General features: G+C 63.6%; 21 protein-coding genes and 1 tRNA gene. 15 read left to right on the forward strand and 7 right to left on the reverse strand.

The features are described from left to right. The first annotated feature begins 236 nt into the window (after positions 1-236). From N5A93_RS01145 to N5A93_RS01160, 4 genes are read left to right on the forward strand one after another with little or no spacing between them, the layout of a single operon-like run. The gene (locus tag N5A93_RS01145; RefSeq protein WP_268953216.1) at positions 237-1,310 is read left to right on the forward strand and encodes an ABC transporter permease; all 1,074 of its coding nucleotides are present in this window, start codon (positions 237-239) and stop codon (positions 1,308-1,310) included. Beyond that, on the forward strand, positions 1,310-2,083 hold the full coding sequence (locus N5A93_RS01150; protein ID WP_268953217.1) for an ABC transporter ATP-binding protein: 774 nt from the start codon (positions 1,310-1,312) through the stop codon (positions 2,081-2,083). The genes N5A93_RS01145 and N5A93_RS01150 overlap by 1 nt, the downstream gene beginning before the upstream one ends. Further along, positions 2,083-2,985: an MlaD family protein gene (locus N5A93_RS01155; protein ID WP_268953218.1), complete on the forward strand. Its 903-nt coding sequence runs from the start codon at positions 2,083-2,085 to the stop codon at positions 2,983-2,985. Before N5A93_RS01150 ends, N5A93_RS01155 begins: the two co-directional genes overlap by 1 nt. Next, a complete protein-coding gene (locus N5A93_RS01160; protein ID WP_268953219.1) occupies positions 2,982-3,599 on the forward strand; it encodes an ABC-type transport auxiliary lipoprotein family protein in 618 nt (205 codons plus the stop codon). The genes N5A93_RS01155 and N5A93_RS01160 overlap by 4 nt, the downstream gene beginning before the upstream one ends. 238 nt (positions 3,600-3,837) lie before the next feature. Here the strand turns inward: N5A93_RS01160 and N5A93_RS01165 are convergent, their stop codons facing one another. Both N5A93_RS01165 and N5A93_RS01170 read right to left on the reverse strand, forming a co-directional pair. Continuing rightward, a complete protein-coding gene (locus tag N5A93_RS01165; protein ID WP_268953220.1) occupies positions 3,838-4,359 on the reverse strand; it encodes a hypothetical protein in 522 nt (173 codons plus the stop codon). 355 nt (positions 4,360-4,714) lie between these two features. Continuing rightward, positions 4,715-4,791: transfer RNA gene (locus N5A93_RS01170), tRNA-Ile, on the reverse strand. A 108-nt stretch (positions 4,792-4,899) separates the two neighbouring features. Here N5A93_RS01170 and purM point away from each other — a divergent pair. The 3 genes from purM to rnd all read left to right on the forward strand — a co-directional run bounded on the left by purM (position 4,900) and on the right by rnd (position 7,787). Continuing rightward, positions 4,900-5,946: a phosphoribosylformylglycinamidine cyclo-ligase gene (gene purM / locus N5A93_RS01175; RefSeq protein WP_268953221.1), complete on the forward strand. Its 1,047-nt coding sequence runs from the start codon at positions 4,900-4,902 to the stop codon at positions 5,944-5,946. After that, a complete protein-coding gene (gene purN / locus N5A93_RS01180; RefSeq protein ID WP_268953222.1) occupies positions 5,943-6,539 on the forward strand; it encodes a phosphoribosylglycinamide formyltransferase in 597 nt (198 codons plus the stop codon). Before purM ends, purN begins: the two co-directional genes overlap by 4 nt. A 90-nt stretch (positions 6,540-6,629) precedes the next feature. Continuing rightward, positions 6,630-7,787 carry a ribonuclease D gene (gene rnd, locus N5A93_RS01185; protein WP_268953223.1) on the forward strand — a complete coding sequence of 386 codons (1,158 nt, stop codon included), beginning with the start codon at positions 6,630-6,632 and terminating at the stop codon, positions 7,785-7,787. A 39-nt stretch (positions 7,788-7,826) separates the two neighbouring features. Here rnd and N5A93_RS01190 read toward each other — a convergent pair whose 3' ends face one another. Beyond that, positions 7,827-8,342: a hypothetical protein gene (locus N5A93_RS01190; RefSeq protein WP_268953224.1), complete on the reverse strand. Its 516-nt coding sequence runs from the start codon at positions 8,340-8,342 to the stop codon at positions 7,827-7,829. Positions 8,343-8,467: 125 nt separating this feature from the next. Between N5A93_RS01190 and N5A93_RS01195 the strand changes: the two genes are divergently transcribed. Further along, entirely contained in the window at positions 8,468-8,878 is a 411-nt protein-coding gene (locus N5A93_RS01195) for a SufE family protein (protein WP_268953225.1), read from the forward strand. 75 nt (positions 8,879-8,953) lie between these two features. Here N5A93_RS01195 and N5A93_RS01200 read toward each other — a convergent pair whose 3' ends face one another. Then, the gene (locus N5A93_RS01200) at positions 8,954-9,607 is read right to left on the reverse strand and encodes a DUF1638 domain-containing protein (protein ID WP_268953226.1); all 654 of its coding nucleotides are present in this window, start codon (positions 9,605-9,607) and stop codon (positions 8,954-8,956) included. A 78-nt stretch (positions 9,608-9,685) separates the two neighbouring features. Further along, positions 9,686-10,390: a corrinoid protein gene (locus N5A93_RS01205; protein ID WP_085816879.1), complete on the reverse strand. Its 705-nt coding sequence runs from the start codon at positions 10,388-10,390 to the stop codon at positions 9,686-9,688. Between the two features lie 189 nt (positions 10,391-10,579). Here N5A93_RS01205 and N5A93_RS01210 point away from each other — a divergent pair, with 189 nt between their 5' ends. Beyond that, positions 10,580-11,686 (forward strand): PA0069 family radical SAM protein, encoded by a 1,107-nt coding sequence (locus N5A93_RS01210; protein WP_268953227.1) that lies wholly within the window; start codon positions 10,580-10,582, stop codon positions 11,684-11,686. 21 nt (positions 11,687-11,707) lie between these two features. Here the strand turns inward: N5A93_RS01210 and bmt are convergent, their stop codons facing one another. Together bmt and N5A93_RS01220 are read right to left on the reverse strand one after the other, a co-directional pair. Next, the gene (gene bmt, locus N5A93_RS01215) at positions 11,708-12,724 is read right to left on the reverse strand and encodes a betaine--homocysteine S-methyltransferase (RefSeq protein ID WP_268953228.1); all 1,017 of its coding nucleotides are present in this window, start codon (positions 12,722-12,724) and stop codon (positions 11,708-11,710) included. Positions 12,725-12,918: 194 nt separating this feature from the next. Next, positions 12,919-13,233 (reverse strand): DUF1476 domain-containing protein, encoded by a 315-nt coding sequence (locus tag N5A93_RS01220; RefSeq protein ID WP_268953229.1) that lies wholly within the window; start codon positions 13,231-13,233, stop codon positions 12,919-12,921. Between the two features lie 626 nt (positions 13,234-13,859). On the opposite strand from N5A93_RS01220, the gene N5A93_RS01225 reads away from it, so the two are divergent. From N5A93_RS01225 to N5A93_RS01250, 6 genes are all read left to right on the forward strand, one after another. Next, entirely contained in the window at positions 13,860-14,804 is a 945-nt protein-coding gene (locus N5A93_RS01225) for a Hint domain-containing protein (protein WP_268953230.1), read from the forward strand. A 119-nt stretch (positions 14,805-14,923) separates the two neighbouring features. Beyond that, positions 14,924-15,685, forward strand: a complete 762-nt coding sequence (purC, locus tag N5A93_RS01230) for a phosphoribosylaminoimidazolesuccinocarboxamide synthase (protein ID WP_268953231.1) — start codon at positions 14,924-14,926, stop codon at positions 15,683-15,685. Positions 15,686-15,743: 58 nt separating this feature from the next. Beyond that, a complete protein-coding gene (gene purS, locus N5A93_RS01235) occupies positions 15,744-15,983 on the forward strand; it encodes a phosphoribosylformylglycinamidine synthase subunit PurS (RefSeq protein WP_268953232.1) in 240 nt (79 codons plus the stop codon). Then, on the forward strand, positions 15,983-16,651 hold the full coding sequence (gene purQ / locus N5A93_RS01240; protein ID WP_268953233.1) for a phosphoribosylformylglycinamidine synthase subunit PurQ: 669 nt from the start codon (positions 15,983-15,985) through the stop codon (positions 16,649-16,651). Before purS ends, purQ begins: the two co-directional genes overlap by 1 nt. Before the next feature lie 38 nt (positions 16,652-16,689). Beyond that, a complete protein-coding gene (locus tag N5A93_RS01245; protein WP_268953234.1) occupies positions 16,690-18,450 on the forward strand; it encodes an ATP-binding protein in 1,761 nt (586 codons plus the stop codon). Between the two features lie 6 nt (positions 18,451-18,456). Next, positions 18,457-19,794 carry a sigma-54-dependent transcriptional regulator gene (locus N5A93_RS01250; RefSeq protein WP_268953235.1) on the forward strand — a complete coding sequence of 446 codons (1,338 nt, stop codon included), beginning with the start codon at positions 18,457-18,459 and terminating at the stop codon, positions 19,792-19,794. Positions 19,795-19,991 lie beyond the last annotated feature (197 nt).

Consider the following 19,991-nt stretch of genomic DNA (forward strand, 5'->3'; position numbering starts at 1 on the left):
AGGGGAGCCAGCCATGACACAGGCCGGCAACATCGGACACGTCGTCATCTCCCCGGGCTTCACGCCGCTTCTTCGCGGCTCTGCAAGCCTCTGATTCGCATTGCGGTGAACCCGGAAGGATCGGGGTCGCCGGCATTCCATCATCGGGCCGCACTGGCTCGGCAGGACACTCTCACCGGGAACCAATCTGATGTCTCTCATTAACCCGCTGGTCACATCTGTCGCTGTCGGCGTCAATGGCTGAGGCAATCCCCGTTTCGCCGCTGACCCTCTCCGGGCCTGTCACTCTGGCCACTCTGGATGAGGTTCGCCAGCGGATCGGCCCAGCCGCGACCGGTGCTCCCGTGGACATTTCGGCAGTCACCCGGTTGGATACGGCTGGCGCATGGTTGCTGGGATCGACGGGACGGCCTGTCACAGGCGCAGACGACGCGCAGCTTATGTTGATGCGCAAGGTGCAGGATGCCGTGCTTTCCGGAGGCGCGGTCGAACAGCGCGCAGCGCCGCACCGGGCAGGCGACATTCCGGCAGCGGTCGGTATGGCGGTCGACCGGTTTCTTGCCGGCACTGCGCAAAGCCTCGGCTTCGTCGGCCTCGTCATGGCGCGGCTTGCCGGCACCTTGGCGCATCCGCGCCGACTCAGGCTGACGGCTCTGGCGCATCATATGCAGGAGGCCGGGTTGAACGCCGTGCCCATCGTGGCCCTCATGGGGTTCCTGATCGGGGTGGTTCTGGCGTTTCAGGGCGCCGCACAGCTGCGCCAGTTCGGGGCCGAGGTGTTCGTGGTCGATCTTATTGCCGTCTCGATCCTGCGTGAGCTTGGCATCTTGCTGACTGCCATCATCGTCGCGGGGCGCTCGGCTTCCGCCTTCACTGCGGCCATCGGGTCGATGAAGATGCGCGAGGAGATCGACGCCATGCGCGTGCTCGGGCTTGACCCCATAGAGCTATTGGTGCTGCCGCGCCTGCTGGCGCTGGTGATCGTGCTGCCAATCCTCGGCCTGGTCGCGGATCTGGCGGGGCTGTTCGGTGGCGGGTTGATGGCCTGGATCGAACTTGGCATCTCGCCGAGCCAGTTTCGAACGCAATTACTGGCGAGTATCGGTGCGACCCAGGCGTTGGTCGGAGTGTCCAAGGCCCCGGTATTCGCCGTGATCATCGCGCTGGTTGGCTGTCAGCAGGGCTTGCAGGTCAAGGGCGATGCGGAATCGCTGGGCATGCGGACATCGCGCGCCGTCGTTATCGCAATTTTCCTCGTCATCGTTGTGGATGCGCTGTTCTCCGTATTCTTCGCGCTTTGGGGGGTGTGATGAGGTCCGATACCATCATCGCGATCCGGGGGCTGACCAACCGGTTCGGCAAGACGATCGTCCATGAAAACCTTTCACTCGACGTGTTGCGCGGCGAGGTTCTGGGTGTCGTGGGCGCCTCGGGCAGCGGGAAATCGGTGCTCTTGCGCAGCATCGTTGGGCTGATGACGCCCAGTGCGGGTGAGATCACGATGCTGGGCACGGATGTGCTGCGCGCCAGTGCCACTGAGCGGGCGGCGGCCAGTGCGCGCACGGGTGTGATGTTTCAGGACGGTGCGTTGTTCTCGGCCCTGACCGTGCGCGAGAATATCGAGGCGCCGATGCGCGAACGCATGGCGATTGACCCAGAAACGCGGCGGGCGCTGGCCGATCTGCGCATTTCCCTTGTCGGCCTTCCGCCTGAGGCGGGCGATCTGTTTCCCGCGGCGCTTTCAGGCGGCATGAGGAAGCGCGCGGGTCTGGCGCGGGCGCTGTCGCTTGATCCCGAAATCCTGTTTCTGGACGAGCCGACGGCGGGTCTCGATCCGATAAGCGCGTCGGACTTTGACAGCCTGCTGAATTCGCTGCGTGCTGCTCTTGGTCTGACGGTGTTCCTCGTGACCCATGACCTGGACACGTTGCAGGCCACATGCGACCGGATTGCCGTGCTGGCCGACCGCCGCGTGCTGGTCACGGGAACCCTGGCCCAGATGCGGAACGTCGAGGACCCTTGGGTGCATTCCTATTTCCACGGCCCGCGCGCCCATGCGGTGCTTGTGAAGGCGGGGTGCTGATGGAAACCCGTGCACGCTTCATTCTGGTGGGTTTATTCACGATCCTGGGTTTCCTGGCCGCATTAGGATTCGTGCTCTGGCTCGCGAAGGTTCAGCTCGACCGGACCTATGCGCAATACGACATCCTGTTCGGCACCGTCGCAGGTCTGAGCCAGACCGCTCCGGTCAGATACAATGGCGTGGAAGTCGGCCGCGTTCTGACAATCGCGCTTGATCGGGATGACCCCGCATTGGTGCGGGTGCGCATCGAGGTCTTAACCAGCACGCCCGTCCGCACCGACACGATCGCGACGCTTGCCGCGCAGGGCGTCACGGGCGTTGCCTTCATCGCGCTCGAAGGCGGTAGCGCCGAAGCTGATCTTCTCACACCTGTGCCCCCGGACGTGGTTCCGGTAATCCGTTCGAAACGGTCGGTTGTGCAGGATCTGATGCTAACGGGACCTGACCTGGTGGCCGAGGCGACCGCACTGATCGTCGAAGTCCGAAGCTTTGCCGCGCCAGAGAACCGCGATGCCGTCTCGGGCATTCTCGCCAACATTCAGGACGCCACGGGGCGGATAGATGCCCTTGCCACGCGTGCGGAGGAAACCCTGTCGCGGGTCGACGCCGTCCTTGATGCGACCGATGCGGGGCTGACCGCAACGACCGACCTGCTCCGGAATGATATGACTGCGCTCGTCGCCGACCTGCGAGCCGCCGCCGCCAACACGGGCGCGGCGATGGAGGGCATTCGCGGGACCACCCAGCGCGATCTGCCTCAGCTTTCGGCGCAGGTCGGGAAGCTCATCCAGGATGCAAGCGGAGTGATCGCGAGGTTCGACGCGCTCGCCCGGCAGATCGGCAGTGATCCCGGGCGCTTTCTTCTGGGCAACGAAACACCTGAATACAGGAGGTCTGAATGATCCTTTCACGCCGAAGTCTTCTTTCGCTTTTCGCCGGAGCCGGCTTGTCCGGCTGCAGTGCCGTTGCCGCAGTGTCGCGGGCGAGCGATCCGCTCGACACTTTCACGCTCTCGCCGCTGCAACCGGAGGGGGCGCGGTCCGGCGGCACCGGTCATCTGGTCGTCGAACTGCCGACATCCGCCGGCGAGTTATCGACCGATCGTATTCTGATCAAGGTCTCGCCCCGACAGGCGGAGTATCTGCCCGATGCCCGCTGGTCCGAACCGACCCCGTCCATGGTGCAGAGCCTGCTGGTGAATTCGCTTCTAAACCGCGGCGGTTTTCAGTTGGTCAGCCGGGTAGGGGCGGGGTTGAGCCCCGATCACACGCTGATGAGCGAAATTCAGGCTTTCCAGGCTGAATTGACCGGTGAAAAGCTCGCCGCGGCACAGATCAGGATTCTTGTGCAGATCACCGTGATCCGCGAATCCGACCGCGAGATCGCGGGTACGCGGGCATTTGGCGGAATCGCGTCGGTGGATTCAGACAGCACGGCGGCTCTGATAGCCGGCCTGGACGTTGCGATGCAAACTGTCCTCGCGGATGCGACAGCCTGGGTGCGGTCCGTAACCTGAAATCTGGGTGGGTTCCCGGTGTCAGAGGCGCGCAGACACACAGGTTGTCAGCATGCGCTGCTCCAGCGCGCCCAGCAGCTTGTGGCAACGCAGCTGTCGGCAGAGAATCTTGCCGCAGGTTGATCTCTGTCCGGGCATGCGACAAAGCACCGGCGCACCGGCTTTGCCTTTCGGGAATCTGTCCCGAGTTGGAAAACGCCGGTCCAAAAATCTTCGAACCGGCGTCAGATGTCAGTGATTATTCTTCGATGCGCTCGACAATGGTCGTTGCGTAAGCATCAACGAGGGCATTGTAGAAATCATCCTGAGACGGTGCGACAGTGATCCAGTCATCCGGCGCTTTTTGCTCTCCGCTGATGGCGGTCATCCGCAGGGCGTAGCTTCCGGACTGAGCATCTTGGGCCTCGCCCTCAGAGCTTGCAGCGCCCGCATTGCCCCCTTGATGGGTGGTCACAGTCCCTTCAAGTTGATTGAACTCTCCGGAATCCGGCAGAACGGTATCGCCATCAATAGCGACCTTGTTGATCTCGACCGATATTCGCGGCGCGTCGGCCTTGTCATCAATGTTCAGTTTCGAGGCAATCGCCGTGGCAATGTCTTCTTCCAGCGTCGGCCAGAACTTCAGGACATTGTTTTCCTCGTAGGAGCTCAGATCGGACGTGACCTCTACGCCGGAGAGCGTTTTCTCCAACGCGGCCAGCGGGCTGGCTGCGGCCAGCGCGAATGCGCTGCAAAGGGCAGTAATCTTAAAGAGTTTCATTTTGAATTTCCTTGATTTTATCATCATCGCCAGTTGCCTGTGCAATGCCCGGTCGGACAGTCGCACGGACGTTGTTCGGATGGGATGTGAAGAGTGAAGGGCTGCGGGCATAAATTCGATTTGCCAGCCCATCCATTGTTTATTGCACCGAATGCCATCCCTGGCACTTACATGCATCAGCGCTTGGGTGAACTGATCATACCCCAAGTCGCGATAAAGAGCGCGCCATCGAGCCATCGGGAGGGGAGCTTTGCGGTTCAACGGGCCGAAAGTTTACCACCCGATCCTGCCTTGCTCTTGTCTGCGGGCAAAAAGCGCGTCATTCCCGTGGTGTATCAAGCGCTTGTAAGAGCGCTGGTAGGCCCGGAGGGACTCGAACCCCCAACCAAAGCGTTATGAGCGCTCTGCTCTAACCAATTGAGCTACAGGCCCGACCTGGGGCTTTTGCTAAGCTGGCAGAGCAGGGGCGTCAAGGCTTTCAGATTGCGCCGGGAAGGGGGATCGTCTAACGGAGAGCCAGGAATTTCAGGAGGGCCGAGAATGAGCGAGCGCAGGAATGGTCTGACCTATGCGGATGCCGGTGTGGATATCGATGCGGGCAACGCCCTGGTTGACCGGATCAAGCCCGCCGCCAAGCGCACCGACCGCCCTGGCGTGATGGCGGGGCTGGGGGGCTTTGGGGCGTTGTTCGATCTCAAGGCGGCCGGATACAGCGACCCGATCCTGGTGGGGGCGACCGATGGGGTTGGCACCAAGCTGCGCATCGCGATTGACACGGGCAATGTGGATGGCGTGGGCATCGACCTTGTGGCCATGTGCGTCAATGATCTGGTGTGTCAGGGTGCCGAGCCGCTGTTTTTCCTGGACTATTTCGCAACCGGCAAGCTTGAGACCGACAAGGCCGCGCGCATTGTCGAAGGCATCGCCGAGGGCTGTATGCGCGCCGGTTGTGCGCTGATCGGCGGCGAGACGGCCGAGATGCCGGGCATGTATCCCGAGGGCGATTTCGATCTGGCGGGTTTTTCCGTGGGCGCGATGGAGCGGGGCACCGAACTGCCCGCCGATGTCGCCGAGGGCGACATCCTTCTGGGGCTCGCGAGCGATGGCGTGCATTCCAACGGCTACAGCCTTGTGCGCAAGCTGGTCGAGATCTCGGGGCTGGATTGGCAGGATGACTGCCCCTGGGCGACGGGCACGCTGGGCGAGGCGCTGCTGACGCCCACGCGACTTTATGTGAAACAGGCGCTGGCGGCGGTGCGCGCGGGTGGCGTTCATGCGCTGGCGCATATCACCGGCGGGGGCCTCAGCGAAAACATCCCGCGCGTGCTGCCCGAAGGTCTGGGCGTGGCGGTCGACCTCGATGCCTGGGATCTGCCGCCGGTCTTTGGCTGGCTCAACCAACAGGGCGGGATGGAGCAGGGCGAACTGCTCAAGACCTTCAATTGCGGGATCGGCATGGTGCTGGCGGTCGCGCCCGACAGGGCCGACGCGCTGGAAACCATGCTGAGCAAGGCGGGCGAGCGGGTCTGCCGGATGGGCCGTGTGGTCGTGGGCGAGGGCGTCAGCTATAGCGGGCGGCTTAAGTGACGCATGAACGGGTCGCCATTCTGATTTCGGGCAGCGGGTCGAACATGGTCATGCTGGCTGACAGCATGGTGGGGGATCATCCCGCGCGCCCGGTGCTGGTTCTGTCCAACCGCCCCGATGCCGGGGGGCTGGAGAAGGCGGCGGCGCGGGGCATTCCCACGGCTGTAGTCGATCACCGGCCCTTCAGGGGCGATCGCGCCGGTTTCGAGGCCGCCTTGCAGGACGCGCTGGACGCGGCGCAGCCCGATATCATCTGCCTTGCCGGTTTCATGCGGGTGCTGAGCGCGGATTTCGTGCAGAATTGGCAGGGCAGGATCCTGAATATCCACCCGTCATTATTGCCGAAATATCGCGGGCTCGACACCCATGCACGGGCCTTGGCTGCGGGTGACACGGAGGCGGGCTGCACCGTCCATGAAGTGACCCCGGCGCTTGATGACGGCCCCGTTCTGGGGCAGGCGCGGGTGGCGATCAAACCGGGCGACACGCCCGAAACGCTGGCCGCGCGGGTGCTGGAGCGCGAACATGCGCTTTACCCCGAGGTGCTGCGCCGCTTTGCGGCGGGCGACCGGCGTCCGGTGATGCTGCCCTGAGGGGCGGGGCTATTTTCATTCCGCAGCGCTTTGCCCTATACCGGGTGGAACGCGCCGCGCGCAGGCATTTGCAGGAGCATACACCCTTTGATGAAGACACTGACCACCACCGAGGAGCTTGCCGAATTCTGCACCCGTGCGCGGGGCTTCGAATATGTCACCGTCGATACCGAATTCCTGCGCGAACGCACGTATTTCTCAAAGCTCTGCCTTGTGCAGCTGGCCGTGCCCGGAGAGACGCGCGACGATGCGGTGCTGGTCGATCCGCTGGAGGGGGATCTGTCGCTTGAGCCGCTATACGAGCTGTTCCGCGATCCTTCGGTGGTCAAGGTGTTCCATGCCGCGCGCCAGGATCTTGAGATTTTCTATGTCGATGCGGGCGTCATCCCCGAGCCGATGTTCGACACGCAGGTGGCGGCGATGGTCTGCGGCTTCGGCGAGCAGGTGGGCTATGAAACATTGGTGCGCCGCATCGCCAAGCAGCAACTGGACAAGACATCGCGTTTCACCGACTGGTCGCGCCGCCCGCTGACCGAGGCGCAGAAAAAATACGCGCTGGCCGATGTGACGCATCTGCGCGACATCTATGAGTTCCTGGCGCGCAAGCTGAAGGAGTCGGGGCGCGACAAATGGGTTGCCGAGGAACTGCGCACGCTGACCAATCCCGAGACCTATGTCGTCAAGCCCGAGGACGCCTGGAAGCGAATCAAGACGCGCAACGGGTCGGGGCGGTTCCTGGCGGTCCTGCGCGAGCTGGCTCGGTTTCGCGAGGGCTATGCGCAGTCGCGTGACGTGCCGCGCAGCCGGGTTTACAAGGACGATGCGATGGTCGAGCTGGCCTCGACCAAACCGGCCTCGATGCAGGACCTGTCGCGCTCGCGCCTGTTGTTGCGCGAGGCACGCAAGGGCGAAATCGCCGAAGGTATCCTGAGGGCCGTGGAGGAGGGGCTGAAATGCCCGCCCGAAGACATGCCCAAGCTGGATGATGCGCGCAGCAAACTGCAGGTGAACCCGGCGCTGGCCGATCTCTTGCGGGTTCTTCTGAAGGCCAAGAGCGAGGAGTTCGGCGTGGCGTCGAAACTGATCGCCAGCGCCTCGGATCTTGATGAGTTGTCGGCGGGCGGGCGCGATTTGCCGGCGCTGAGCGGCTGGCGGCGCGACGTGTTCGGGGGTGACGCCCTGCGGCTGTGCGAAGGCAAGATCGCCCTGGCGGCGCGTGGCAAGGATATATGCACGGTGGAGCTTTAGACGCCACGCGGCGCGCGCGCTGTGGCGCGCGGCCGGGCCTTAGCGGCTGCTGGTCTGGCTGTTGCGCAGGCCGACGACGCGAATCGCGGTGATCCGGGACAGGTCCTGATCCGAGACGAAACGACCGGCATGGATGCGGCGCGTCGAAGCGGGGCCTTGCGGTGTATTGCCGGGCTGGATTGCCCTGAGTTCCAGGGTCAGGAGCCCATCGGCCGGCTCGCCGTCGTTCTGGGCGACGAGGCGCACATCATGTGCCCCCTGGCGCAGGCTCTGGCCGGTGACGCGGATGATCGCGCCGCCCCCCGAGGGTTCCACGGAAAGCGCGGTGATCTGATCGACCGGCGTGCCGGGATAGGGCGCCTCTTGTGTGGACCGCCTGAAGATGCCGCTGCTTCTGGTGGGGATAAGCGGGTTGGTCTGACCGGGCTCCTGTGCGGACACCGGCGCGGAGCGGCTGTTGCCGAACCAGTTGACCGGATTGACCCGCGAGTCCCGCCAGCCACACGCCGAAAGCGTTACCGAGAGGATCACAAGACCTGCAATAGATTTCCGCATCACGACCGCCCCTTTGCCTTTCCCATCGGTTAACCTATCCGGGGCGAGTTGAAAAGGTGCAAGCTGGGTCTGGACCTTCGCTTCGTGGCGACCTAGGTCTGTGTCAGGCAGATCGGAGCGTCACCATGGCCAGCGAGGCATTCGAGGAAATTGTCGCGGATTTCGAGTTTCTCGAGGACTGGGAAGATCGGTATCGTTACGTGATCGACAAGGGCAGGGCGATGGAGCCGCTTGACGATGCGCTGAAGGTGCCGGCGACCAAGGTCGAGGGCTGCGCCAGCCAGGTCTGGCTGCATCCGCGCATCGAGGCGGACCGGTTTTCATTCGACGGCGACAGCGATGCGATGATCGTGCGCGGGCTGATCGCGGTGCTGCGCGCGCTTTACAACGGGCGGCCCGTGGGCGAGGTGCCCAAGGTCGATGCGGCCGGCGAGTTGCAGCGGCTGGGGCTCAACGAGCATCTTTCGGCGCAACGCTCGAACGGGTTGCGGGCGATGATCGAGCGAATCCGGGGCGTGGCCGCCGAGGCGGCGTGACCGGCGCGCCAAAAGAGACAGGAATGAGGGGCGCGGCCCCTCATGCTCCCCGGGATATTTTCAAACAGAAGAAGATCAGGTTTTTTCGGCCTCTGCGCTGAGCGCGCGGGCCAGGTCGCCATAGCCGGTGAAGCGATACTCGAACGCCAGCCCGAGCCGGTCGGCGCAATCGCGCGCCTTGGCCAGAAGGGCGGGGTCTTCGGTTTGGGCCTGGTAGACCAGTTTGGTGTAATTGCCGAACAGCATGTCGCGCAGTTCGGGGTGGCGGTCGAGCCCCATCGGTTTCCAGACGAAGGCGTCGAATTGCTTGACCAGGAAGTCGGTAAGATAGAAGGCCGTGATTTCATCCTCGGCGCGGGCGGCGAAGGCGTCGTTGCCTTCGAAGAAGGCATAGCAATGTGGCCCCGCCACCATGTTGACGCCAAGTTCTGCGCATTTCGCCTGTAGCTGCCCGCCGGTGCCGCAATCGGCATAGACGATGAAAATCTCGTCATAGGCGGCGCGGTTGCGCGCCACGGCCTCTTCGACGGCGGTGACGATCCGGTCGGGATAAAGGTGCAGCTTGGCGGGCAGGCATTGCAGGTCCATGTGGTTCCAGCCATTGAGGCGGATGAGCGCGAGGATCTCGCGCGCGAGGGCGCCGCAGGCGATCAGCAGGATGCGCCCTTTGCCTGCACGCAGGTCGAGCCCGGTTTCGGTGAGGGTGGTGTCATCGGGCAGATCGGTCATGATGTCCTTGCCTTGCCTAGGAACGTCAAGCGGCCCGCAAGGGCGGGCCGCTGATCGGTTGCGCCGGGTGGCGAAAACTCAGGCGGTCGCGCCCTGATTATGCTTGCGCTTGACGAAATCCTTGGCGGTTTCCACCGCCACGGCCGCGTCGCGGCAATAGGCGTCGGCGCCGATCGCCTTGCCGAATTCCTCGTTGAGGGGGGCGCCGCCGACCAGCACGATATAGTCGTCGCGCAGCCCCTGTTCGATCATCGTGTCGATCACGACTTTCATGTAGGGCATGGTGGTGGTCAGCAGGGCGGACATGCCGAGGATGTCGGGTTTGTGTTCGGCCAGCGCCTCGAGATAGCTTTCGACCGGGTTGTTGATGCCCAGATCCACGACCTCGAACCCGGCGCCTTCCATCATCATCGAGACGAGGTTCTTGCCGATGTCGTGGATGTCGCCCTTGACGGTGCCGATCACCATCGAGCCCATGCGCGGCGCGCCGGTTTCGGCCAGCAGCGGCTTGAGGATGAACATGCCGCCCTTCATGGCGTTGGCGGCGAGCAGCACTTCGGGGACGAACAGGATGCCGTCGCGGAAATCCTTGCCGACGATGGTCATGCCGCCGACCAGCGCTTCGGTCAGGATGCGATAGGGCGCCCAGCCGCGTTCGAGCAGGATGTTGACGCTTTCCTCGATCTCTTCCTTGAGGCCGTCATAAAGGTCGTCCCACATCTGTTCGACGAGTTCCTCGTCGCTGAGATCCGCGAGGATGATGTCGTCTTGGTCTTCCGACATGGCCGGGTTCCTTGCTCTGATGGTGCTGAGGCGCACGTTGGTCTGGCGCAGCTTTCGTCAATTTGTCGCAGTCGGACTTTCCGAATTACGACACTGGCCGCTCTTCTACCGACCTATAGCCCGGATTTGCAGGGGATGATGCTGAAAACTTGTCATGAACTATATGGCCTTATTGCAAGTGTTCCCCATATGTTCCATCATGGGGTGATGACGCGCCATGACAGCACAGATCCCGAGTTGCGCCTGCGCGGGCGGGGAGCGACCAGCAACGAAGCTGGGCGTCATGAACGACATGGGCGCACCTATGAGAGCGATGGCTGGGCCGTGGAGGCGGACGAGTCGCGGCTTCTGCGGACCGAGGTCAGTCTGGAGCGGCCACGCAGTGTGATCAGTTATAATCGCTCGCCCGACCTGCCGTTTGACCGGTCCGTTAACCCTTACAGGGGGTGCGAGCATGGCTGCATCTATTGTTTTGCGCGCCCGACCCATGCCTGGCTGGGCCTGTCGGCGGGGCTCGATTTCGAGACAAGGCTGATCGCGCGGCCCGAAGCGCCCGAGGTTTTGGCGCGGGAACTGCGCAAGCCGCGATACAGGGTGGCGCCGATCGCGATCGGCACCAATACCGACCCCTATCAGCCGATCGAGCATCGCCACGGCGTGACGCGCGCCTGTCTCGAGGTGCTGAGCGATTTCAACCATCCGGTCGCCATCGTGACCAAGGGCACATTGATCGAGCGCGATCTGGATATCCTGACGGACATGGCGCGCCGCGGTCTGGTCCGGGTGGGCATTTCGATCACCACGCTGGAGGCGGGGCTGGCACGGCGCCTTGAGCCGCGCGCGCCTGCGCCGGGGCGGCGGCTGGCGGTGATCGGCGCGCTGGCCCGGGCCGGGGTGCCGGTGCGGATCATGGTCTCGCCGGTGGTGCCGGGCCTGAGCGATCACGAGACCGAGTCGATCCTGACGGCGGGCCGGGATTCGGGGGCGCGGGCGGCAAGCTGGATCATGCTGCGCCTGCCGCGCGAGGTGGCGCCTTTGTTCCGGGATTGGCTGCAGGCGCATTATCCGGAGCGCGCGGCGCGGGTGATGGGATTGGTGCGCGCCATGCAGGGGGGGCGCGATTATGACCCGGAATGGGGCCGCAGGATGCGGGGCACGGGCGCTTACGCCGAAATGCAGGCGCGGCGTTTCGATATTGCGGCGCGCCGTCTGGGGCTGGATCGCGCGCAGCAGCCGCTGCGCTGCGATCTTTTTGCGCCGCCGATGCGGGCGGGCGATCAGATGCAGCTGTTCTAGGCGCGCGCGCCAGGCCGCGCTTCAGCCCCGGCGGCGGCGGTTGCGGCGCTTTGGCGAGGTGGCCTCGTCCTCGCCGGTGCCATCGGCGGCCGAGGAGAAGGCACCGAGCGCGCCGGTGATCTGGTCGAGCGTGGGGCGTTCGCCGCGCGGGCGGGTGCTGAGCGCCTCATGCATCTTTTCGAGATGTTCGGCCGTGGTGCCGCAGCAGCCGCCGATGATCGTGGCGCCGCAGTCGCGCGCCAGCACGGCGTAATCGGCCATCAGTTCCGGCGTGCCATCGTAATGGATATGCCCGTCGTGAAATTTCGGGATCCCGGCATTGCCCTTGGCGATGATCGGGCGCTCGGTGCCCTGGGCGGCAAAGCCCAGCACGGTGCGCAGCAGGTCAGATGCGCCGACGCCGCAATTTGCGCCGAAGGCCAGCGGCGGATTGCCCAGCCCGTCCACGAGGCTGACCATGTCTGCCGAGGTGAGGCCCATCATCGTGCGCCCGGCGGTGTCAAAGCTCATGGTGCCGCACCAGGGCATGCCGGCCAGCTTGAAGGCTTCGGCGGCGGCCTTGTATTCCTCGGGGGCCGAGATCGTCTCGAGCCAGAGCACGTCGGCGCCACCTTCCTTGAGGCCGTCGGCCTGTTCGTGAAATATCTCGACCGCCAGATCATGGGTCAGGGCGCCCATGGGGGCCATGATTTCGCCGGTGGGGCCGACGGAACCGGCCACGACGACGGGACGGTCGCGCTTGTCGGCGACCTCGCGGCCGATTTCGGCGGAGATGCGCGAGAGGGCGCGGGCGCGCTTTTCCTCGCCATGGAGCTTGAGGCGCGCGGCGTTGCCGCCAAAGGAGTTGGTGAGGAAGATGTCGCTGCCCGCATCCACGGCCATGGTATAAAGGCGGGTGATGCGGTCGGGGTGGGTCTCGTTCCAGAGTTCGGGCGCGTCGCCCGACTCCAGCCCCATGTTGAACAGGTTGGTCCCCGTCGCGCCATCGGCCAGGAGCCAGTCGCGGGATGCGAGAAGTTTGGACAGGGCGTTGGTCATAACGGGAATCCTTGGTGGTTTCGTGCGCGCGTTACAGGGCACGGATGTGTCATGTTTCGCGCGTCGGCGCAATTTCATTCTGCTCACGCAAGTGATGAGCGGCGCTCAGACCCGCGGCCGATGAACCCAAGGAAAACAGGCGCGCCCGGTTGCCCGGACGGCCCATTCTTCGGCATCGCAGCAATGGCGCAGGATCAGCTTTCCTTGACCAACTGCGTCTTGGCGATGCGCAGGAGTTCGGCCATCTTGCCGCGGATCGTGTCCGCATCCGCCAGATCGCCCAGATCGGCGGCGACCTTGCGCACGACATCCTCGTGGCCCGCTTCCTCGAAATCGGACAGCACCACTTCCTTGGCGTAGGCGTCGGCCTCGTCGCCGGTCTTGCCCAGAAGCTCGGCGGCCCAGAGGCCCAGCAGCTTGTTGCAGCGTGCCTGCGCGCGGAATTTCATCTCCTCGTCATAGGCGTATTTGTTTTCGAAGGCGTTTTCGCGATCGTCGAATGTGGTCATGGTTAACCCCTCTGGTGTGCCCGAAATCAACAGGTAGTCGCGGCGTTGATAGAAAAACAGTCCCGAAAAGTATAGTCGCAATTCGGACAGGGTGGGGTGAAACCGCGGGCCGGTGCCTTGCGGTGCATGACCAGATGCGCGCTGCGGTCACTATTTCCCTGAAAACACGCATGCTTAGGCAGATTTCAACCCCTGTCTGCGAGTGATGTCGAACCATCCCCTTCGATTGGTCCCGCCCGAGCCTTGCGATGTCCTTTGAAGCCGACCTGAAGGCGCCGCCCCGCTGTCATGCGGTTATCGGCTTAAAAAGGCCTCGATTAAGCCGTTTTCAACTCAAGATAGGGGTATATCAAAAGACCCGCCTTTGTTGAGTGTTCGAGTTGGAGAGTTAACATGTCCTTTACGTTTGGCATCATCGAATGGTCATCCGTCAACGATCCTGACGAGTTGTTCCGCCAGACCGGATCACTGGAAGGCGATAGCGGCTCGGGCGGTGATCCGGGGTCACGCAGGTCAGTTTCGACGCCACCTCGACCGGGACCATCACCACGGCCACCACGTCGGGCGACCCGGATTATCCCGATGACAGCGGCGCGCGGCTGGATCAGGATGTCACGCTCAACGGGGTGACCTATACGGCCGGTGATGAGGTCGAGGCCGATTTCGAGGTTATTCTGGTCGATCCGAACACCGGCTATTACTTCCGCGCCACATGGCTGGCGATCGAGAATGAGCCCGTCGGTATTTCGCTGTCGCGCGCCTGGGACGCCTCGACGGGGGAGTACGTTTCCGGTGCGGAGGGAAGCTACGTTCCCGGGACGCAGTTGACGCTGATCGACGGCGATGATCTGGATGGCACGCCCAACATCACGTCATTCGCGACCGACAGCAACTATACATCGGATGGCATCGGCAACGATGCGGAGCTCAACGACGCGAATGGCGGCGCGATCTGCTTTGCGGGTGGCACCCTGATCAAGACGCGGCGCGGCGAGGTGCGGATCGAGGATCTGCAAGTGGCGGTGGACGAGGTTCTGACGCTCGATCAGGGCTACAAGCACCTGCGCTGGATCGGATCGCGCCACCTGACGCTGGCCGATCTGCGGGCGAGGCCGAAACTGCGGCCGGTGCGTATCCGCCACGCCGCGCTTGGGCTGAACCTGCCTGAACGGGACCTGCTGGTGTCGCCACAGCACCGGATCATGCTGCGCTCGAAAGTGGCAGCGCGGATGTTCGGGGTGAATGAAATCCTTGTACCGGCCAAGGACCTGCTGGCGCTGGACGGAATCGAAACCGCCGAGGACATGAGAGAGGTCACATACTGGCATTTCATGTGTGACGAACATCAGGTGGTTTTCGCCAATGGCGCCATAGCCGAAAGCCTTTATGCGGGACCGGAGGCGCTCAAGTCGCTTGATCCGGCGGCGCGCGAGGAGATTCTGACGGTCTTTCCTGAGCTGGCGCCCGGGTCATGCGCAGCGCCCGCACCGGCGCGCCTGATCGCCAGGGGACGTCGCGTGCGCCATCTTGCCGTACGGATCGCGCGCAACCGCAAGCCCCTGGTGGCATGAACCGGGCGCGCCGGGCGTGTTGAATTCCGCAGAGCCTAGCTTGCAGCGTCGTCGGCGTTGCTCTAATACGGCGCTGTAATCCCCGAGGCACGCCCAAAGGGCGCAAGGCTGGAGTGGCCATGGCACGGCGCACAAAGATCTACGAAGGCAAGGCGAAAACCCTGTATGAAGGCCCCGAGCCCGGGACCCTTGTGCAGTATTTCAAGGACGACGCGACAGCTTTCAACGCGCAGAAGAAGGACGTGATCGAGGGCAAGGGCGTTCTCAACAATCTTCTGTCCGAGTATTTCATGACCGGGCTGACCAATGTCGGCATTCCGAACCATTTCCTCAAGCGGCTCAACATGCGCGAACAGTTGGTGCGTGCCTGCGAGATCGTGCCGCTGGAAGTGATCGTGCGGAATTACGCCGCCGGGACGATGGCGTCGCGGCTGGGTATCGACGAAGGCACGCAATTGCCGCGCCCGGTGGTGGAATATTGCCTCAAGGACGACAAGCTGGGCGATCCGCTTGTCACCGAGGAGCATATCGCCGCCTTTGGCTGGGCCAGCCAGCAGGACATGGACGATATCCTGAGCCTGGCGCTGCGGGTCAACGATTTCCTGTCCGGGGTCATGTATGGCGTCGGGATCAGGCTGGTCGATTTCAAGATCGAGATCGGCCGCGTCTATGACGGCGATTTCCAGCGTCTGATCGTGGCCGACGAGATCAGTCCAGACAGCTGCCGCCTCTGGGATATCGAAACCGGCCAGAAGCTGGACAAGGACGTGTTCCGCCGCGATCTGGGCAGCCTGACGGATGCCTACACCGAAGTGGCCAGCCGTCTGGGCGTGATGCCCAAGGGCGCCACGCCGATGAACCGGCCGACCCTAATCAACTGACAGGCGGTCAAGCAGGGGCGGCGCGCGGCGCCGCGCGACAGAAAACGGGAAGACAGAGATGAAGGCACGCGTTCACGTCATGCTGAAGAACGGCGTTCTGGACCCGCAGGGCGAGGCCGTGCGCCACGCGCTTGGCCAGCTGGGTTTCGAGGGCGTGGAAGGGGTCCGCCAAGGCAAGGTGATCGAGCTGGACCTGGCCGAGACCGACGCCGAAAGGGCCCGCGAAACCGTCACCGAGATGTGCGAGAAGCTGCTCGCCAACACGGTGATCGAAAGTTACGCCGTGGAGATCGCCTGATGCACGCCGCGATCATCGTCTTTCCGGGATCGAACTGTGACCGCGATCTTGCCGTCGCCTTCGAGAGGGCGGGCGCGAAAGTGTCTATGGTCTGGCACAAGGACACGGCGCTGCCTGCGGGTGTCGATATCATCGGCGTGCCGGGCGGGTTCTCGTTCGGGGATTATCTGCGCTGCGGCGCGATCGCGGCGAATTCGCCGATCTGCCGCTCGGTCGTGCAACATGCCGAAAAGGGCGGTTACGTGCTGGGCATCTGCAACGGGTTCCAGGTGCTGACCGAAACCGGCCTGCTGCCGGGCGTGCTGCTGCGCAACGCCAATCTGAAATATATCTGCAAGCCGGTCGACCTGAAGGTCGAGACCGTCGACAGCCCCTTCACCGCGGGTTACGAGGCGGGGCAGGTGGTGCGCGTGCCCATCGCCCATCACGACGGCAATTACTTTGCCGATGCGGAGACACTTAAGCGCCTGCACGGCGAGGCGCGGGTGGCCTTTACCTATTGCGACAATCCCAACGGCTCGCTTGACGATATCGCCGGGGTTCTGTCGCAGAACCGCCGGGTCATGGGCATGATGCCGCATCCCGAGCGCATGTCAGAGCCGCTTCAGGGCGGTACCGATGGGGCGGCGATGTTCGAAAGCCTCGTTGGCCAACTGGCTGAAGCGTGACGCTTGAGCGGCGCCGCGCCACGGCGTAGATTGCCGGGATGACGAACCAGACCTCGCCCGTATCAGTGCAGGCGCCGCGCCCCACCTCGTGGCGGATGCGGCTGGTCTTTGTCGTGCTGGTGGGGCTGGCGGTGGCAGTCGTGTTCGTCACCAACCGGCTTCTGACCGACCGTTTCACCGAATCCACCCGCAACCGGGCCGAATTGCGGCTGGTGCTTTATTCGGGCAACCTGCTGAGTGAGCTGCGCCAGAATGCCGTGGTGCCGCAGCTTCTGGCGCGGGACCCGACGCTGATTCTGGCGCTCAATACCGGCGACTACACGCAATCGACGCAGCGCTTGATCTCGTTCCTTGATGAAATCGGTGCGGCGTCGCTGACGCTTCTGGACCGTGACGGTCGCGCAGTGGCGGCGACCAACCGCAACCTATTGGGGCAAAGCCATCGGCAAGCTGCCTATTATGTGGATGCGTTGCGGTCGAAGGATACCGTTTTCAAGGTGCTTGAAAGCGATACCGGCCAGTATCGGTTCACGTATTCACGCCGTATCGAAAGCCAGAACCAGTTGCTTGGCGTGATCGTCGTGGATGTCGATCTGGCCAAATATGAACGCGCCTGGGCGGGCATTTCGGATGCGGTTCTGGTCTCCGACAGCGAGGGGCGCATCATTTTGGCGACCGAGCCGCGCTGGCGCGGGCTGAACGAATCCGAGGCGTTGCAGCGCGAGCCGGTGGACAGCGCCATCGAGCGCGCCATTCAGGCGACCCAGAGCTGGACCGCGCTGCCCGCCGATGCCTATGTGCGCGGCGAGGCCGTGATGCGGGTGGAAGGACGGGTCGCGTTTCTCGGCTGGCGCATCGCCAGTTTCACGACCTATGCCAGCGTGCGCGAGAAGGTGAACGGGTTCCTGGCGCTCGAGATCATGGGTTTCGCGATTCTTCTGGCGCTCACGTTTTGGGTGATGAACCGCAAGACTGCCGTGCGCATGGCGGTGTTCCAGCGCGAATCGGCAGAGCTTCGCGCATTGAACGCCCGCTTGCAGCGGGAAGTCGCCGAACGCGAGCGCGTTCAGGAGAACCTTGCCGTGGCCGAACAGACCCTTGCGCAAAGCTCCAAGCTGGCGGCCCTGGGCGAGATGTCGGCGGCGGTGAGCCATGAGCTGAACCAGCCGCTGGCGGCGATGAAAACCTATCTCGCGGGTGCGCGCCTGCTGCTGAGCCGTAACCGCCCCGATGAGGCGCTGTCTTCGTTCCAGAGAATCGACGACCTGCTTGAGCGGATGGGCTCGATCACGCGGCAGCTCAAGTCCTATGCACGCCAGAGCGGCGACACGTTCGAGCCCGTTAATCTTGGCGATGCGTTGTCTTCGGCCCTGTCTATGATGGAGCCGCAGCTGCGCCAGCGGAAGGTGAATATCACCCGCACGCTGCCCGAGGAACCGGTGCGCGTGATGGGCGACCGGGTGCGCGTGGAGCAGGTGATGATCAACCTCCTGCGCAACGCGATGGACGCGACCGAAGGGGTCGACGACCCCACCATCGAAATCCTTCTGGCGGCGGGCGAGACGGCGGTGTTGACGGTGCGCGACAACGGCCACGGGATCGACGATTTCGACAATCTTTTCGAGCCGTTCTATACCACCAAGCAACCCGGTGACGGAGTCGGGCTGGGGCTTGCCATTTCTTCGGGGATCGTCAACGACCTTGGTGGCCGCCTGACCGCAAGAAACGCATCGGGCGGGGGGGCTGTATTCGAGGTGCAGCTACCTATCTTGACTGAAGAAACCCGTGCAGCGGAGTAACCTGCCATGCCGAGCGCCATGAAAATCGCGATTGTCGACGACGAAAAGGACATGCGCCAGTCGATCAGCCAGTGGCTTGCCTTGTCCGGTTATGACACCGAGGCCTTCTCGAGCGCCGAGGAGGCGCTCAAAGTGCTGGGGCCGGATTATCCCGGCATTGTCGTGACCGATATCAAGATGCCCGGCATGGACGGGATGCAGTTCCTGAAAAAGCTGATGGGTTCGGATTCGAGCCTGCCGGTGATCATGATCACCGGCCATGGCGACGTGCCGATGGCGGTTGAGGCGATGCGCATGGGCGCGTTCGACTTTCTTGAGAAACCCTTCAACCCCGAACGGATGAGCGAGTTGGCCAAGAAGGCCACCAATGCGCGCCGCATGACGCTGGACAGCCGCGCGCTGCGCCGCGAGCTGTCGGATGGCGGGCAACTGATGAAGAAGCTGATCGGCGCAAGCCCGGTGATGGAGCGCCTGAAGGAAGACATCCTGGATCTTGGACAGGCGGATGGCCATGTGCTGATCGAGGGCGAGACCGGCACTGGCAAGACGCTGGTGGCGCATGCCCTGCATGCGGTGGGGTCGCGCGCGGGGCGCAAGTTCGTGCTGGTTTCCTGTTCGGCCTTTGAGGAAGAGGCGCTGGCCAAGCGGCTGTTCGGCCCGGTGCTGCCCGAGGACAGCCAGCTTCCCGCGGTCGAGGAGGCGCGCGGCGGCACCCTGGTGCTGGAGGATGTCGAGACCCTGAGCGATGCGCTTCAGGCGCGCTTGCTGACCTTCATCAATGACGAGGGCACGCCGCCCGAAACCCGGATCGTGGCGATTTCCAACATGCAGGAACAGGATCGCACCTGCGAGGATGCTTTGCGCGCCGATCTCTTTTATCGCCTCGCCAGCCTGCGCATCACCGTGCCGCCGCTGCGCCAGCGCGGCGAGGATATCCTGACGCTGTTCACCCGTTTTGGCGAGCAATTCGCCGATGATTACGGATGCGATGCGCCGCAGGTTTCCGCGCAGGAGGCCGCGCAGCTGTTGCAGGCGCCATGGCCGGGCAACGTGCGCCAGCTTTTCAACGTTGCCGAGCGCGCCGTGCTTCAGGCCCGCCGGGGCAGCGGCACGATCGCGTCGCTCCTGATGTCGGATCATCAGGACATGCAGCCGGTCATGACCACCGAGGGCAAGCCGCTCAAGGAATATGTGGAGGCCTTCGAGCGGATGCTGATCGACAACACGATGCGCCGCCACAAGGGTTCGATCGCGGCGGTGATGGACGAGCTTCGCCTGCCGCGCCGGACATTGAACGAGAAGATGGCGAAATACGCGTTGCAGCGATCGGACTACCTGGATTAAGCCCGCGCGGGCCGGGAAAGGGGCGATCTTCCAACGCCCCGCAGCATGCCAAATGGCCTGGAAAAAGGGCTTCGCGGGCGTCGCTGGGCGTCGATGACAGATTTGCCATTGTCAGCAGGGTGCAAATGCCTCTATCAAGGGGGACGGTCGCCCGCGTTTTCGCGCCGGGTCCGCACCATAAAGTTTCGCTGTTTGGG

The sequence above is a fragment of the Roseovarius salincola genome (genome assembly GCF_026891095.1).
Lineage (GTDB): Bacteria > Pseudomonadota > Alphaproteobacteria > Rhodobacterales > Rhodobacteraceae > Roseovarius > Roseovarius salincola.